This window comes from Undibacterium sp. Rencai35W (genome assembly GCF_049340185.1).
Taxonomy (GTDB): Bacteria; Pseudomonadota; Gammaproteobacteria; order Burkholderiales; family Burkholderiaceae_D; genus Undibacterium.
On record NZ_JBMPPC010000004.1, the window covers coordinates 152,161 to 167,396 of the forward strand.

12 protein-coding genes are annotated in these 15,236 nt (G+C 49.5%); 8 read left to right on the top strand and 4 right to left on the bottom strand.

Translation table 11 applies throughout. From position 1 onward, the window contains the following. Window positions 1-15: 15 nt before the first annotated feature. Window positions 16-1,248, bottom strand: coding sequence for an ABC transporter substrate-binding protein (locus ACO0K3_RS10275; protein WP_422984276.1), 1,233 nt, complete (start codon window positions 1,246-1,248; stop codon window positions 16-18). 621 nt (window positions 1,249-1,869) lie between these two features. Here ACO0K3_RS10275 and ACO0K3_RS10280 point away from each other — a divergent pair. The 5 genes from ACO0K3_RS10280 (at window position 1,870) to ACO0K3_RS10300 (ending at window position 7,710) form a co-directional block, all read left to right on the top strand. Then, window positions 1,870-3,141 (top strand): maltoporin, encoded by a 1,272-nt coding sequence (locus ACO0K3_RS10280; protein WP_422984278.1) that lies wholly within the window; start codon window positions 1,870-1,872, stop codon window positions 3,139-3,141. A gap of 148 nt (window positions 3,142-3,289) precedes the next feature. Then, on the top strand, window positions 3,290-4,540 hold the full coding sequence (locus ACO0K3_RS10285; protein WP_422984280.1) for an ABC transporter substrate-binding protein: 1,251 nt from the start codon (window positions 3,290-3,292) through the stop codon (window positions 4,538-4,540). A gap of 99 nt (window positions 4,541-4,639) precedes the next feature. Next, window positions 4,640-5,587 carry a carbohydrate ABC transporter permease gene (locus ACO0K3_RS10290; protein ID WP_422984282.1) on the top strand — a complete coding sequence of 316 codons (948 nt, stop codon included), beginning with the start codon at window positions 4,640-4,642 and terminating at the stop codon, window positions 5,585-5,587. Beyond that, a complete protein-coding gene (locus ACO0K3_RS10295) occupies window positions 5,577-6,452 on the top strand; it encodes a carbohydrate ABC transporter permease (RefSeq protein WP_422984284.1) in 876 nt (291 codons plus the stop codon). Before ACO0K3_RS10290 ends, ACO0K3_RS10295 begins: the two co-directional genes overlap by 11 nt. Window positions 6,453-6,567: 115 nt before the next feature. Further along, a complete protein-coding gene (locus ACO0K3_RS10300; protein WP_422984286.1) occupies window positions 6,568-7,710 on the top strand; it encodes an ABC transporter ATP-binding protein in 1,143 nt (380 codons plus the stop codon). Between the two features lie 373 nt (window positions 7,711-8,083). On the opposite strand, the gene ACO0K3_RS10305 is transcribed toward ACO0K3_RS10300, so the two are convergent. Together ACO0K3_RS10305 and ACO0K3_RS10310 are read right to left on the bottom strand one after the other, a co-directional pair. Next, window positions 8,084-9,019 carry a LysR substrate-binding domain-containing protein gene (locus ACO0K3_RS10305; RefSeq protein WP_422984288.1) on the bottom strand — a complete coding sequence of 312 codons (936 nt, stop codon included), beginning with the start codon at window positions 9,017-9,019 and terminating at the stop codon, window positions 8,084-8,086. Between the two features lie 109 nt (window positions 9,020-9,128). Beyond that, window positions 9,129-9,584 carry an Lrp/AsnC family transcriptional regulator gene (locus ACO0K3_RS10310; protein WP_422984290.1) on the bottom strand — a complete coding sequence of 152 codons (456 nt, stop codon included), beginning with the start codon at window positions 9,582-9,584 and terminating at the stop codon, window positions 9,129-9,131. Window positions 9,585-9,712: 128 nt separating this feature from the next. On the opposite strand from ACO0K3_RS10310, the gene yedA reads away from it, so the two are divergent. Beyond that, on the top strand, window positions 9,713-10,594 hold the full coding sequence (yedA, locus tag ACO0K3_RS10315; protein ID WP_422984292.1) for a drug/metabolite exporter YedA: 882 nt from the start codon (window positions 9,713-9,715) through the stop codon (window positions 10,592-10,594). A 22-nt stretch (window positions 10,595-10,616) separates the two neighbouring features. Here yedA and ACO0K3_RS10320 read toward each other — a convergent pair whose 3' ends face one another. After that, window positions 10,617-11,675: a GGDEF domain-containing protein gene (locus ACO0K3_RS10320; RefSeq protein ID WP_422984294.1), complete on the bottom strand. Its 1,059-nt coding sequence runs from the start codon at window positions 11,673-11,675 to the stop codon at window positions 10,617-10,619. A 357-nt stretch (window positions 11,676-12,032) separates the two neighbouring features. Between ACO0K3_RS10320 and ACO0K3_RS10325 the strand changes: the two genes are divergently transcribed. Further along, window positions 12,033-12,641 (top strand): methylamine utilization protein, encoded by a 609-nt coding sequence (locus ACO0K3_RS10325; RefSeq protein WP_422984296.1) that lies wholly within the window; start codon window positions 12,033-12,035, stop codon window positions 12,639-12,641. A gap of 191 nt (window positions 12,642-12,832) precedes the next feature. Further along, a complete protein-coding gene (locus ACO0K3_RS10330) occupies window positions 12,833-15,193 on the top strand; it encodes an EAL domain-containing protein (RefSeq protein WP_422984298.1) in 2,361 nt (786 codons plus the stop codon). Window positions 15,194-15,236: the final 43 nt, after the last annotated feature.

A 15,236-nucleotide genomic window follows, 5' to 3' on the forward strand; every position in this document is an offset into this window, starting at 1 on the left:
CTCATATTTTGCTGCCTAAGTTTTTTTCAGTGATCGGGCAATCGCGCCGAGGCGGCGCTGTGTATCGCTTACGGTAATTTGGTCATCCATAAAAAAGCGATAAATCTCCGCGATGATCGCATCTTTAGAAATTTCATCGGTCGCCATGCGGTGCGCCAGACTTGGTACTTGTGCGGCACTGCCGCGGGCAAATAATTTCCACGAGGTGCGGGCACAACTATCCATTTTGCTCATATCAGGATTACGCACAACCGGCACCGATCCTTTGATCTGATTGTAATCTCCCTGCACGCCAGGCGATAAAACGATCTGCGCCAATTTTTCCTGAGCGGCTTTGTGGGAACCGTCTCCCGCCAGCATGACCAGAGTATCGATATCGTAGAGATGATAATTCTCGGTCTGGGGTACTGCCATGCAGGCAAAGCCGACGTCCGTCGCCAGCCCCCATGCATTCAGTTCTGCCTTGACCCAATCGCCCATTACCATCATCGCGGCACCGCCATCGGCGAATTGCCTTGCCAGCTCATTCCATGAACGATCTTGCACCGGTGCTGCCATCCATTTTTTCATGGAACGGAAGCGTTTTAAGGCCTGACCGAAACGCGGATCTAAAAAACCGGACTGCTCTTTTTTAACAAAAATATCGTTATAAAAACCGGCACCGGCTTCTGATAACACCAGCGTCTCAAATAAGGTCGCCAGCTGCCAGGGTTCGCTGCTCTGCGCTAAGGGGATGACACCAGCTTGCTGCAATTTTTTTGCTGCAATTTCAAACTCGTCCCAAGTCTCTGGCAGGGCTAAATCGTATTTTTTGAACAGCTTGCGATTGACGAACAGAGTATTGATGCGGTGAATACCCAGCGGGGCGGCAACCACGTGCGCTTTAGACTGCGTCAGCGCCCAGACACTAGGGAAGAGAATTTTGTCCCATTTATTATTGCTGCCTACGGCATCAAATTCCAGCAACAAACCGAGTTCTGCCCACTCGCCGATCAAGACGCCGTTGAGTTGCGCCACTTCTGGTGCATTACCGGATAAGACGCGGCTTTTCAGTACAATCCCGGCACTGACACCGGATCCGCTGGGGATCACTGCATCTCGCCAGACGATGTTTTCTTGCGCGAGTTTGCCAGCCAGAAAATCGACAGCCTTATGCTCACTGGTGGATTTCCACCAGTGCAGTACCTGCAATGAATCCGCCCATGTTGATGAGCTCGCCACCATCAGCAAAATGAACCAGATCACCACGCGCAGCGCTTGTCTCCATTGCGGGGGGGAAGAAGATATGCATTCTGTGTGGGGCAACAATCTTATCTTTGTTGTTTGCACCTGAGGGTCCTTCCGGAGTCCTTCCGGGTCTTCTTTGTCTCGGCACAGACTATAGCCGATGTGAATGTTGTTGCGAAGGTAAATAAGCATCGATATTTGTAATGAAGTGTGAGCTTACGTTGCATTTTATTGCAGCTCTCGAAATACGCCTGAGCCAGGGCAATTTCCCTATGAAGCGATGTCAAAATCAGCATGACATCAAGACAATTTTTAAAATCTCCAACGTAAAGTTATGTAACAAGACTTCTTACCGTAAATTTTCACTTTTCCATATAAATCAACTACTTAACATCTAAGCAGAGCACAAACCACAGTCAGGTGGTGACACATATTCTGCGATGTTAATGTCTGCTCGCCGCAACAAAATGCAGCAATACCGTGAGAAGTTCCAGCACGCGTTTTGCGCAAATGATGGTCAGAAAATTCAGGCAGCCATCAGCAACAAATGAATACCTAACCGGGATACACCGGGAATGACCGCATGCTCAACAGCGGCGTCAGCTTGCTAGCGAGCGATTAATTTATAACAAAGGAGACATTATGACCAAGGCCGTATCTCGTGCTGCCCTCAAAGCATTACCCCTCGCAATTTCCCTCACCTTGTCCGCCGGTCTGGCACATGCCAGCGATGCAGAAGGCGAATTCCACGGTTACTTACGTGCTGGTGTAGGTTCCAGCTCCGAAAAAGGACCGCAAAGCTGCTACGACCTGGGTGGCAACACCATGAAGTATCGCCTCGGCAATGAGTGCGATAGCTATTTCGAAGGCGGTTATACCAAAGAATTGGCAAAATCCGACAACGGCGTGAGCTGGGTTGGTACACTGTGGATTGATGCTTACAAAAATGGTTCTGACTTCGGCAATGCCAAACCGGAAATCGCCAAAGCCTATGTCGAGGCCAAAGGCCTGGACTTCCTGAACGGTGGTACTGCCTGGATTGGTAAGCGTTACTACTTCCGTCCTGATATCCATATGCTGGATTTGCAATACATCAATCTGAATGGTACAGGCGGCGGCTTTGATAAAGTCGGCGGTTTCGGCCCAGGTAAATTAGGCTATGCCGTCTTCAAAGACAATGACACAAATGAGATTGACGCAACGACCGGTAAAGTAAAAAATACCCCTGCCGCTGTACGTCAGAATTTTATCTATGAAGGCGTACCTGTCAATGAAAATGGTAGCGTCGATATGGCCTTTACCCTGATCAGTGCTCAGGGCGACAATCGCCACAACGGCTGGCAATTCTCGGTCTTCCACAAGCAGGATAAAGTCTTTGGCGGTGCAAATACCTTCGGCATTCAGTACGGCGTTGGTCCGGGTACCGGTATTGGCGGCCCTTGCTGTGATCGTATCGGTAGCTCAGGTAGCACAACGCTAGGCTCAGACGTGACACGCTTGCGTATCTTTGATAACTTGGTCATTCAGCCTACAGCGCAATTCAGCACTGAGTTTATTGCATTGATGCAGCGTGACAAATCTGATGCCCAAGGTTCATCTACCTGGACAACATTAGGTGCAAGACCTGTGTATGCCTTGACCAAGAACTTCAAACTGCAAGCAGAAGTCGGCACCAGCCGTGTCACACAGCCAAATGGCGGCGATGCGTTGCGCTTGACCAAATTAACGTTTGCCCCGACGCTGTCTATGGGTGAAGGCTACTGGTCACGCCCTGAATTACGCGCCTTTGTGACCTATGGCAAATGGAATGATGCAGCAACAGCAGCCGTCAATGCGAGCAATAACTCAGGTCCGGTCTATGGAACCAAGACTAGCGGCACATCCGTCGGCATTCAACTCGAAACCTGGTTTTGATTTGAATAGTTGATAGAACCACGGGTTCAGTCAGACACAATAACAAAATTAAACGGAAGGAAGCGTGGTACTGCGCCTCCTTCCCGCATATCCAGATCAATCGCATTGCGAACAAGTCAAAGCGTCGCAAACAATGGAGAAGACAATCATGAAACTGAAACAAATCGTCCAGGCAACAATGGCTGTGACAGCACTGATCGCTGCCACTGCTCAGGTTCAGGCAGCTGAAGTCGAAGTGTTGCATTACTGGACTTCCGGCGGTGAAGCAAAATCCGTCGCCGAACTGAAAAAAATGATGGAAGCGAAAGGCGTTACCTGGAAAGACTTCGCGGTTGCCGGTGGTGGTGGCGAAAACGCCATGACCGCATTGAAAGCCCGTGTCATCGCCGGTAGCGCACCAACCGCCGCACAGATTAAAGGTCCATCGATTCAAGAGTGGGGTAAAGAAGGTGTTCTGGCGAATATCGATGCCGCCGCAAGCGAAGGCAAATGGGATGCGAATTTGCCGAAGGTCGTTTCAAATATCATGAAATACCAGGGTCACTATGTCGCAGCGCCTGTCAATGTGCATCGCGTCAACTGGTTATGGGTGAACCCAGAAGTACTGAAAAAAGCCGGTGCAAAAGCCCCTGGTAACTGGGATGAGTTTTTTGATGCTGCCGACAAGATCAAAAAAGCCGGCATGATCGCGATCGCCCATGGTGGTCAGCCCTGGCAAGATGCGACGGTATTTGAATCCGTTGCGCTGGGTGTAGGCGGTGCCGACTTCTACAAAAAAGCCATCGTTCAGCTCGATCAGGCGAGTTTGACTGGCCCTACGATGATCAAGACGTTTGATACGCTGGCCAAGATCAAAACCTACATCGACAAAGATGCCGCAGGTCGTGACTGGAATCTGGCAACCGCGATGGTCATCAATGGCAAAGCGGGTATGCAGTTCATGGGGGATTGGGCCAAGGGCGAATTCACGGCGGCTGGCAAAGTCGCAGGTAAGGATTTCTTATGCCTCGCTGCGCCGGGAACCGACAAGGCGTTCACCTTCAACATCGATTCTCTGACGATGTTCAAGGTAAAAGACGACCAACAAAAGTCTCAGCTCACTTTAGCCAGCGCAGTGATGAGTCCGGAATTTCAGGAAGTATTTAACCTGAACAAAGGTTCTATCCCGGCACGGGCTGGCGTGTCCCGCGCCAAGTTTGATAGCTGCGCACTCAAATCCATGGACGACATGGATGCGACGAGCAAGAGCGGTGGTCTGGTACCAAGTTTCGCCCACGGTATGGCAATTGATTCTGCCAAGGCTGGCGCGATTCAGGACGTGATTGCGAAGTTCATGAACTCCACCATGACGTCTCAGGCTGCGGTACAAGCTTTAGCCAAAGCGGCAAAAGCGAAGTAATCTGAAAAAATTGGACGTCGGCTAGGCTGACGTCCAACTTAAATATGTATAAGATCAATCAGACGATGTATGCCCATCTGATCGATCCGGAGATTTTTGATGTCAGCGTCTTCCCCCGCAACACCGGGTGTCTCACCCAACAGCAGCCCACGTAAAAGTCCACACGGCTTTGCCAGTTTTGCCGATGTCTGGCTTCCGCGCATTGTATTGTCACCCACCATCATCGCCTCCCTGATTTTTGTGTACGGTTTTATCGGACTGACCGCGTATTTGTCTTTGACAGAATCCCGCCTGATGCCGAACTACACGTTGTCCGGATTCTCGCAATACGTCGCTTTATTTGATATTGATCGCTGGTGGGTATCTGCCAGCAATCTCGGTATTTTTGGCGGACTGTTTATTCTGATCTGCCTGGTAGTCGGCTTGTTACTCGCTGTATTTCTTGATCAGCGTATCCGTGCCGAAGGTGCGTTGCGGGCAATCTATCTGTACCCGATGGCTCTATCGTTTATCGTGACGGGTGCGGCCTGGAAATGGATACTCAATCCTGGGCTTGGACTGGAAAAAATGGTAAGAGACTGGGGGTTTCCGAACTTCACTCTGGACTGGCTGGTTGACTCCGATATGGCAATCTATACCGTCGTCATTGCCGGCGTATGGCAATCATCCGGTTTTGTGATGGCCTTATTTCTTGCAGGTTTGCGCGGCATTGACGACAGCATTATCAAAGCCGCCATGGTAGACGGCGCGAGCTTGCCAACCATTTATCGCCGTATCGTCATTCCATCCTTGCGTCCCGTATTCTTCAGCGTATTGCTGGTGTTGTCGCATATTGCGATCAAGAGTTTTGATCTGGTGATGGCATTGACTGCTGGCGGGCCAGGTACCTCATCAGATGTTCCGGCGATTTTTATGTACCAGTTTTCTTTCACCCGCGGACAACTTGGCTTGGGTGCTGCATCTGCGATGATGATGCTGGCAACCGTACTAGCCGTACTGGTTCCCTTGATTTATCTTGAAGCAAAAGAGGCGCGACATGCACGCTAATTCGTCAACATCGTCCGGTGTGCGGCTGGGTCGTATTGCTATCTATGTTTTGCTAGTTTTTTGCGCTCTGTATTATCTGGCGCCGCTATACGTCATGGTCACGACCTCATTGAAATCCCTCGATGAAATTCGTAGCGGCAATCTGCTTGATATTCCTTTACATCCGACTACAGCCGCATGGGCCAAAGCCTGGGGCGGTGCCTGCACTGGCGTGCAATGCGAGGGACTGGCGCCCTACTTCTGGAACTCCGTAAAGATGGTGATTCCAGCCGTATTGATCTCGACCTTCGTCGGATCGGTGAACGGCTATGTCCTGGCACACTGGCGTTTTCGCGGGTCTGAAATCGTCTTTACCGCACTCATGGTCGGCTGCTTCATCCCTTTTCAGGTGGTGATATTACCGATGGCCCGTCTACTTGGCCTGATGCATCTGGCAAACACGACTTACGGTCTGATCCTGGTACACATCATCTACGGTATTGCCTTCACCACCTTATTTTTCCGTAATTACTATGTATCGGTACCCGATGAATTGGTGAAAGCCGCAAGGATCGACGGTGCAGGTTTTGGCATGATTTACTGGCGTATTATTTTGCCGCTTTCTTTACCGATTTTTATGGTGTGCTTTATCTGGCAATTTACCCAGATCTGGAACGACTTTTTATTCGGCGTGGTGTTTGGCGGCTCAGATGCGCAACCAATTACGGTGGCGTTAAATAATCTGGTGAATACCTCGACCGGTGTGACGGAATATAACGTCAACATGGCGGCGGCCATCATTGCAGCTCTGCCGACCCTGGTCTTGTACCTGGTCGCCGGCAAATATTTTGTCAGAGGTCTGACTGCCGGTGCTGTGAAAGGCTGAGGCTAATAGCCAATCACCACACTGATATACCAATCAACATCAATCAAAATAACGTTGTGAGTGGCAAGTGCCTGACAAAATCAACGACAACACATAGTTTCAGGAGACAGCAGGAATGGCAAGTTTATCGATACGCAACGTACGTAAGGTTTATCCAAACGGTGCAGAGATTTTAAAAGGCATTAATTTAGAGATTAAAGAAGGCGAATTTCTGATCCTTGTTGGCGGCTCCGGCTGCGGTAAATCTACCCTGCTGAACATGATCGCCGGACTGGAAACCGTGACAGAAGGAGAAATCTGTATCGGTGACCGCTGCGTCAATAATGTGCCGCCAAAGTCACGGGATATTGCGATGGTGTTTCAGTCCTATGCCTTGTATCCAACGATGACCGTCAGAGAAAATATTTCGTTTGGCCTTGGCATCCGCAAGGTGCCCAAAGATGAGCAAAAGCGTATTGTTGAGCGGGTTGCCGAGACATTACAGATGACGCATTTGCTGGACCGCAAACCCGCTCACTTATCTGGAGGACAGCGTCAGCGTGTCGCGATGGGGCGGGCAATTGCACGTAACCCTTCACTGTTTTTATTTGATGAGCCACTATCGAACCTAGACGCCAAGCTGCGCGTAGAAATGCGTGCCGAAATCAAGCTGATGCATCAGCGTCTGGGCACCACCACAGTCTATGTCACGCATGATCAGGTCGAGGCCATGACGCTGGGAGACCGCATTGCCGTGATGAAGGACGGTGTCGTGCAACAGTTTGGCAGCCCGCAGGAGATCTACGATCAGCCATCCAATATGTTCGTAGCGGGTTTTATCGGATCACCCTCAATGAATTTTTTACGCGGAAAGCTCGTCAGCGATACAGGACATGTCGCATTTATGCTGGAGCACGCGGGGAAAACGACTCACCTTCCTTTGCCAGAAAAATTAGCTCTGTCCCTGAAAAAAAATCTGGCTGGCAATGCGCCTGCCGACATCATTCTCGGAATCCGGCCTGAGCATGTCACAGATGCCGTCAGCGCACGTCGCTCTGAGACCGCAGATGGCTACCATCCGACTGAGGTTGATTGCGTAATTGAACTGACGGAGCCAACAGGCCCGGATACGCTGGTGTTCTCTCGCTTCAACGGAGCAAGAATCACCTGCCGCACCCACCCTCGCGCAGCGGCAATGCCGGGACAAACCATGCGTCTGGCATTTGATCTTTCTAAAGCAGTATTTTTTGATGCAGTGAGCGAGCTGCGGCTGGCTTGAAGCAAAGGATGTGAGATCCGTATTGCACTCTGGCTTGCCATCAATAATAAAGGATCTCTAAAAGGGAACATCTAAAACCACTTTAATTCATATTTCGTGGAGCCCTTACTACTGCCTTTTCTCTGTGTCTCCGTGTCTCTGTGTTGAGAGGTCTTAGTTTGTGAGTCGATCTTATCGATGTAATTTTTAAATCGGAAGTTTTTAGAAATTTCTAAATTTGAATCCGCAGTCTGGATGCGGCTTTCGGCGGCATTTCGTGCCAGAAGGCGCATCCAGACTGCGGATTCGCTTTAGGAAACGCAATGCGTTCTTGTATCACTATGCGCTATTCAGCGTTAATTAAAACACCTGCCATGGCATCAACATCCCCGAGCTAAGGTATTAAATTCGTCGTCCCCAGCCACTTACCGCTGACACACAGCTCGCGGGTAACGGTCAACACCAGATTCTCGACGGCCATTGCAGCATTGGTCAGAGGAATATTTTTTGAAGCACAGAGAGTAACGGTGCGCGATAGCTGTACATCGCTGATGGATGAAGCGCGCATCTCGCCGCGCTCAATTTCCGCGAGCAACGGCGACACAGGTAAGATGGTTGCGCCCATATCCGCCATTAACGCAGACTTCAGAATCGCGATTGAGGTGATGTCGATGACATGATCGATTTGCTTGCCTTGCTGCCTGACGACTTGCTCTATTCGGGGCCGGACGCCATGCTGAATACTGGGCAAGATCAAGGTCGCCTGCAACGCCTTTTCCAGGGTGAGACTTTTGCGCTTGCAGGCGAATTGGGAATCGCTGCGGGTGATATACATCAGCTCTTCTTCTACTAGCGGCTTACTCGCGAAATTTCCCAGCTGACCATCGTCAAACAAGATCGCCAGATTTAATCGCCCTGAACGCAACTGCTCGGTCAGGTTGCCGGTTAACTCTTCGGTCAACTGAAAAACAATATCCGGATAAGCGGCGCGGACTGCTTTGAGCAAAGGGAAAGCTAAGGCGCCGGACGCGCTTTGCGGTATGCCGAGCGCTACTGTGCCTGTGGGCTTGTCCGTCGATTGTGCAACAGCGGATTTGGCATCACTGACTTGTTTAAGTATAGCTTGTGCATGCTCGTAAAACAGTTTGCCGGCATCGGTTGCCTGCATGCCTTGCGCTGAGCGATGCAGCAACAACGTGCCCAATTCCTCTTCAAGCTGCTGTAATTGCTGAGTCAATGCGGGCTGTACGATATGCAGCACGCGCGCCGCACGGGACAAGGAACCATGATCGACGATGGCGACAAAATAACGGAGTTGGCGGAGTTCCATACAATTTATCCGGCTGGTTGTGGTCAGCTGTGGCTGACTGAGTCTGTTCGGCATCTATTCAGGTTTGATCAAAGAAGTCTGATGTAGACGCGAGCCTTCGGTGATTAATTTATGTAGACAACGTGACCGGAGTAATCGCACGCCGCTCTATCGACGACGAGAGTATCAGGGACGTCGATGTGACGCCGCAGCGGGCCAGACTCACAATCACTCGCTCCAGCTCTTTGACGGACGGCGCAACCACTTTAACAACCACGCAATCTTCACCAGTAATCGCGTGACACTCGATGACCTCGGGAACCTGTTCAGCAATTTTAGTAACTGGAATATCGCTGGAGCGGCTGGCGACGCGGACAAACGCGGTAATGCCATAGCCCAGCGCTTCTGGATTGACGCGCGCATGGTAGCCCGTGATCACGTTGGCGGCCTCCATACGTTTCACCCGTTCGGCGACTGCGGGCTGACTCATATGAATGCGTCGTCCGATTTCAGCCAGCGTGACTCTTGCATCGGCCTGCAAAATATCCAGGATTTTTGCGTCCATCTGATCTAAATCCAACTTCATGGAAAATCACCTGTTTTTCAATTAATCTCAAAGTAATGTAACTGATTTACCTTGTTTTATCCATTCATAATCTGGTTTTAGTCACCTACACTATTTACATTCAAAGTCGTTTTTCCCGAAAGATTGTCATGTCACGTTTGCCACGCTCTGTTTTGATTGCTTTACTCACGGTGTATATCGTTTGGGGCTCAACTTACTTTGCCATCCATGTCGCATTGACCGCATTTCCCCCGTTTTTACTCATGGGGACAAGGTTCCTGATGGCGGGTGGCTTACTGTTTGCCTGGCAAAAATTTCGTGGCACCGCCAATCCAAGCTGGCGCGAATGGCGCGACGGCGGTGTTGTCGGCGTCCTGATGCTGGGTGGTGGCATGGGGTTGACAGCAGTTGCACAGCAAAGTATTTCGTCCGGCCTGACTGCAGTTTTTATTGCCTGCTCGCCGATGATTTTATCTTTCTGCGTGGGCCTGTTCGGTGACTGGCCAAACAGACGCGAATGGACAGGTATCGTCATAGGATTCGCTGGTGCTGTTCTGCTCTCGCTAGGAGGTGAATTCTCTGCACGACCTGCCGGTATTATCAGTCTGCTGGGTGCGATTCTTTGCTGGGATATCGGCTCCGTCTTATCGCAACGTAAATTGAAGATGGCGCCAGGTGCCATGGGATTTGCCAGTGAGATGCTGCTGGGCGGCGTATTCCTGACAATGGTTGGTTTTTTATCCGGTGAAAAATTCACTGCGCCCATCACCATGAATGCGATGTTTGCCTGGTCGTATCTTGTGGTCGCCGGATCTTTGCTGGCTTTTACAGCCTACATGTATTTATTGTCCGCCGTACCGCCCGCTCTGGCTGGCAGCTATGCGTATGTAAATCCGGTCATCGCCGTGGCATTGGGAGTGATGCTGGGAGGAGAGCAGGTAGCGGCTCGCGAAATACTGGCGATGACGATTATTCTGGGTAGCGTATTCATTCTGACAACGGCACGCAGCAAGCAGAAGAACCACGTTTAGTAATACCGCTCTTCTACTGGACTTAGAAAAATTCAGCCGTGTCGTTTGACTGCTCAGCGTGCAAGTCACCGCTGGTCACCAGCGTATCGTAGTAGCAGGTACGGTTACGGCCATTACTTTTGGCAAAATACAGCGCCTGGTCAGCACGTCCCATGATCGCGACTGCCGGCTCAAATGCATCAATACGGGCGAAACCCACGCTGACCGTAACTCTGCCGACCTGCGGAAAATTATATTGCTCCACATTTTCACGGAAACGATCAAAAATATGCTGGGCGTCTTCCTGAGAAGTCGAGCGCAATAAGATCACAAATTCTTCACCGCCAAAGCGGAACAGGCGATCTGTAGGCCGGAAAGAGGAACGCAATAAATTCGCAATCAGAATCAGGACTTCGTCGCCATACAGATGGCCAAACTGGTCATTTACTCGCTTGAAGTGATCGATGTCGAGCACCGCCAGCCAATTTTGTTTTTCCGGCTCACTGGCACGACGATCCTGTTGTATCTCATCGCCGTCTTCGCCGCCCACACCATTAGTTTGCTGGGAGCTCGCCCGCAAAATTTTTGAGAAGTTATCGTCAAACGTTTTACGGTTAAGTAGTCCTGTCAGTGAATCGCGCTCGCTGTAGTCCAGCAGGTTCTGGAAATTACGATAAACGATCAAAATACCTTCCATGACCTGCATGGTATTTTCTGAGTATGAGGCGGGGTTCGCGATTTCAAGACAGGTATTCAGCTTCTCATTGACCCACATCGGAAGCCAGATCAAGCGCTTGCCGTCTTCTGAGCGTCCTTCGATCAAGCCCATGTGCTGCTTAATCCCCTCTTCGAGAGCCGGATATTTACCAATCGCATCGCCGCCCTGACTCGCGACTGCATGTTCTGCCAAAGCGACAACCTTGCCATGTTTAATGGTAATTTGTGGTTGTATAAATATCTGCAAGCCTACCGTGGCAATATCGAGCACGCGCGCGTACTCTGCATTGGTCAACTCGCACAATGCAGAAATAACAGAAATATTGAGGAGATCATGATCGCGATGACCGGTGATTTCCACAAGGTGTTTAATGATGGAATCCATACTCTATCTAAGAGATGTCCGAAAAAAAGCAAATAAAGTCGAACGACAATACCTTAGCTGCAACCAGGAAACAATAAGCACGAAAACATTTACAACAATTACAGTGCATTTACTTACGACTTGCAAGCCGGCGCCAGGTTGGGATACTTGCAATTTTATTCATTATCTTTATAAAACCTGAGGAACAAAGGTTTTTACATAGCAATTTTTACACTATTATAACAACGGAGCTAGCAAGTAAGCGGTTTAGTCTCTGCAAGAAAACAAAGAAACCAGTAAAGTTGCCTGACACCAATGCAATCTGCCACCATTGCCGACTGCAATGCGCCACACGATCGCTTAACAAGGACAGCCACGATGTTACATGCCAAGAAACTTCAACGATTTGCAGTGATCGCCTTGCTCGCTACGCAGTTGCTCCCTGCGCAAGCAAGTCAACTGGTGCAAGTAGTCGACAGCGCGGGACAAGCGGTTGCAGATGCCGTCGTGTACTTTGAAAATGGCAATGCAGAAAAAGTAAAATCCGCGAATGCCGAAATTCAGCAAAAAGATAAAAAGTTCATGCCACTGGTCACAGTCGTGCAAACAGGAACTTCCATCAGCTTTCCGAACAATGATACCGTCCGGCACCACGCATATTCATTCTCACCAGCCAAGACGTTTGAGCTGAAACTCTACGCGGGCAAACCCGAAGCGCCAATTATCTTCGACAAACCTGGCACGATCGTTGTCGGCTGTAATATACACGATCAGATGCTGGCGTATATTCAAGTGGTCGATACGCCCTATTTTGCCAAGACAGACGCCAGCGGCAAAGCCCGGGTCGCGTCTATTCCCAATGGTAAATACACACTCAAAACCTGGCACTTCAAACAGATGACAGGCGGCGCTATCAGCGAACAGCCAGTGAATATTAAAGATGACAATGCCACGATTACGATCAAGCTTGGTTTCAAAGTAAATTAAGAAAATTTCTCTGTTCAGGCATTAAAATAGAAAAGCCTTTTGATCGCAGCACAGCGCGGCAATTATTTGCCTGAGCAGGTATCGCAAAAGAGAAGCATACATAGGCTGGCCGTTTTTTGCCGGTCATTGAAATACGAGCTAATTAATCATTCACTTCACCGCTATATCAAAAGTATTTTGCAAGGAAATTCATGCGTTTGCATAGTCTGGAAAGTCGTGTCGTTACCCTGTTTATCGTCTTGATTCTCGCCGTTCAGCTCGCGGGCTTTTTTGCTATCCGTAATGCGATTGATAGCAATGCACGCGCTGCAATTCAGGAAGAGCTAAAAATTAGCGAGAAAATTTTTGGTCACTTACTCGATCAAAACAAACAAAAATTAACCGAAGGCGCGCGCGTACTGGCGTCCGAATTTGCATTCCGTGAGGCGATTGCGACCAACGATACCGACACAATCGTATCCGCACTAAGTAACCTTGGCGACAGATTTGGCGCGAGTTTTTCTACTTTAGTCAGATTAGACAAAACTGTTGCGGCCTCCACCAATAATAGTCTGGCGAATAATGCCACATCATCTCTGCAGCCATTATTTATTCTGGCAGAGCAATCAGAAAATGGCAGCGCCTTCAGTACCGCCATCGTAGAGGGACATCCTTATCAGCTAGTGATGATTTCTGTCAAAGCACCCGTCAGGATTGCATGGGTAGTAATGGCAATTCCTATCGATCAAAAAATCGTTGCCGATATGCGCGAGCTGTCCGCATTACAGGTCACCTTACTCACCAGTGGTGCTGATGGCAAATGGAAGCCGGGTGTATCTACCCTGAATAGCGAACAGGTAAAGCAACTGGCTCAACTAGTACCGAAAATCAATGAGAAAAGCCAACTCATTGCCGACCTCAATATCGGTGATGAAGACTACAGCGCACGCGTCTTAAAGCTTGCTCAAAATGCGGACTCAATGACGGTCGCAGTCTTGCAAATTTCGGTCAGTGAAGCGATTGCTCCCTACAAAAAATTACAAAGAAATCTTCTGATCCTCACCGTATTGGGCGTCATTATCGCCAGCATCATCAGTGTGCTCAGCACCAAACGGATTACCGAACCAATGCGACAATTAGCCGATACCGCGAAACGATTAGGTGCAGGCGACTACACCGCTGCTATTACAGTAAAAAGAAATGATGAAATCGGTGATCTCGCACAGACTTTCGCAACGATGCGCGACGGTATCGCGAACCGTGAAAAAGAAATCCGGCGACTAGCGTATTGGGACACCCTGACCAATTTACCTAACCGTGCTTTGTTTGTGAGCATGCTGCAAGATGCAATCAAACAGGCGCGCGCCACGGAGCAGGCCTGCTTTGTATTAATGATGGATCTGGATCGTTTCAAACACGTCAATGACGTGATGGGCCATAGTTTTGGCGATCAGTTGCTCAAACAAGTTGCACTCAGACTTAGTGATGAATTAGGTCAGGGCGGAACAAAACCAGCACGCTTGGGTGGTGATGAATTTGCGATCCTGCTGCCGAATTCGTCCTTCAGGGAAGCGCAAGATCTTGCAGCAAGAATTTTACAGTCTCTGGAAAAACCGATCTCCATTGAAGATCAGACGGTAGATCTGGGCGCAGGCATCGGCATTGCCGGTTTTCCTGATAATGCGAATGATGCGGAGTCCTTATTAAGCCGGGCCGAAGTAGCCATGTACACGGCTAAACATGCCAACAGTGGCGCAGTAACTTATACGCCCGCAATAGACAAGACCAGTCAGCAGAGCTTGTCCTTATTAAGCGAGCTAAGAACGGCGCTGGAGCAGGAAAACTTTCGTCTGTATGTACAACCCAAAGTCGCACTCGATAGCGGCAAGGTGATTGCTGTCGAAGCACTGATACGCTGGATACATCCTGAGCGTGGCTTCATTTATCCTGATCAATTCATTCCGTTTGCAGAACAAACCGGTTTTATCCGTCAATTGACACGCTGGGTACTGAACGAGGCTGCCCGTGTTTGCAGTATCTGGATTGCCGATGGTCGCCAGCTGAAGATGTCGGTAAACCTCTCTACCCGCGATTTACTCGATCAGGATTTACCGAATAAATTTGCAGATATCCTTGAGAAACACCAGATCACTCCTGCCGCATTTTGCCTGGAAATAACCGAGAGCGCGATTATGGATGATCCGGTTCGTGCGCAAAATACGCTGGAACGATTGCATGCAATGGGTGCTGATTTATCGATTGACGATTTCGGTACCGGTTACTCATCGCTGGCATATCTGAAGAGCCTGCCAGTTGATGAGCTGAAAATTGATAAGTCGTTCGTACTGAAGATGGAACAAGATATTGACGACACCAAGATCGTCAAGTCGACGATCGATCTTGGTCACAATATGGGATTACGCGTAGTCGCCGAGGGTGTAGAAAACAAAGAAGTTATGAGCTTATTGAAAGACATGGGCTGTGATCAGGCACAGGGCTACTACATCAGTAAACCTATGCCGTCCGATCAATTTTTAAGCTGGTTGCAGACATGGGAATCCACTCCGGGCTGAGCTTCGGTGGTTTTTTGCAAGTTGGCTAGCAATGGGTTACGTT

Excerpts from the sequence above, each read along its gene's own strand:
- ACO0K3_RS10280 (WP_422984278.1), top strand. The coding sequence starts at position 1,870 with ATGACCAAGGCCGTATCTCGTGCTGCCCTCAAAGCATTACCCCTCGCA.
- ACO0K3_RS10285 (WP_422984280.1), top strand. The coding sequence starts at position 3,290 with ATGAAACTGAAACAAATCGTCCAGGCAACAATGGCTGTGACAGCACTG.
- ACO0K3_RS10290 (WP_422984282.1), top strand. The coding sequence starts at position 4,640 with ATGTCAGCGTCTTCCCCCGCAACACCGGGTGTCTCACCCAACAGCAGC.
- ACO0K3_RS10295 (WP_422984284.1), top strand. The coding sequence starts at position 5,577 with ATGCACGCTAATTCGTCAACATCGTCCGGTGTGCGGCTGGGTCGTATT.
- ACO0K3_RS10300 (WP_422984286.1), top strand. The coding sequence starts at position 6,568 with ATGGCAAGTTTATCGATACGCAACGTACGTAAGGTTTATCCAAACGGT.
- ACO0K3_RS10305 (WP_422984288.1), bottom strand. The coding sequence starts at position 9,019 with ATGGAACTCCGCCAACTCCGTTATTTTGTCGCCATCGTCGATCATGGT.
- ACO0K3_RS10310 (WP_422984290.1), bottom strand. The coding sequence starts at position 9,584 with ATGAAGTTGGATTTAGATCAGATGGACGCAAAAATCCTGGATATTTTG.
- yedA (WP_422984292.1), top strand. The coding sequence starts at position 9,713 with ATGTCACGTTTGCCACGCTCTGTTTTGATTGCTTTACTCACGGTGTAT.
- ACO0K3_RS10320 (WP_422984294.1), bottom strand. The coding sequence starts at position 11,675 with ATGGATTCCATCATTAAACACCTTGTGGAAATCACCGGTCATCGCGAT.
- ACO0K3_RS10325 (WP_422984296.1), top strand. The coding sequence starts at position 12,033 with ATGTTACATGCCAAGAAACTTCAACGATTTGCAGTGATCGCCTTGCTC.
- ACO0K3_RS10330 (WP_422984298.1), top strand. The coding sequence starts at position 12,833 with ATGCGTTTGCATAGTCTGGAAAGTCGTGTCGTTACCCTGTTTATCGTC.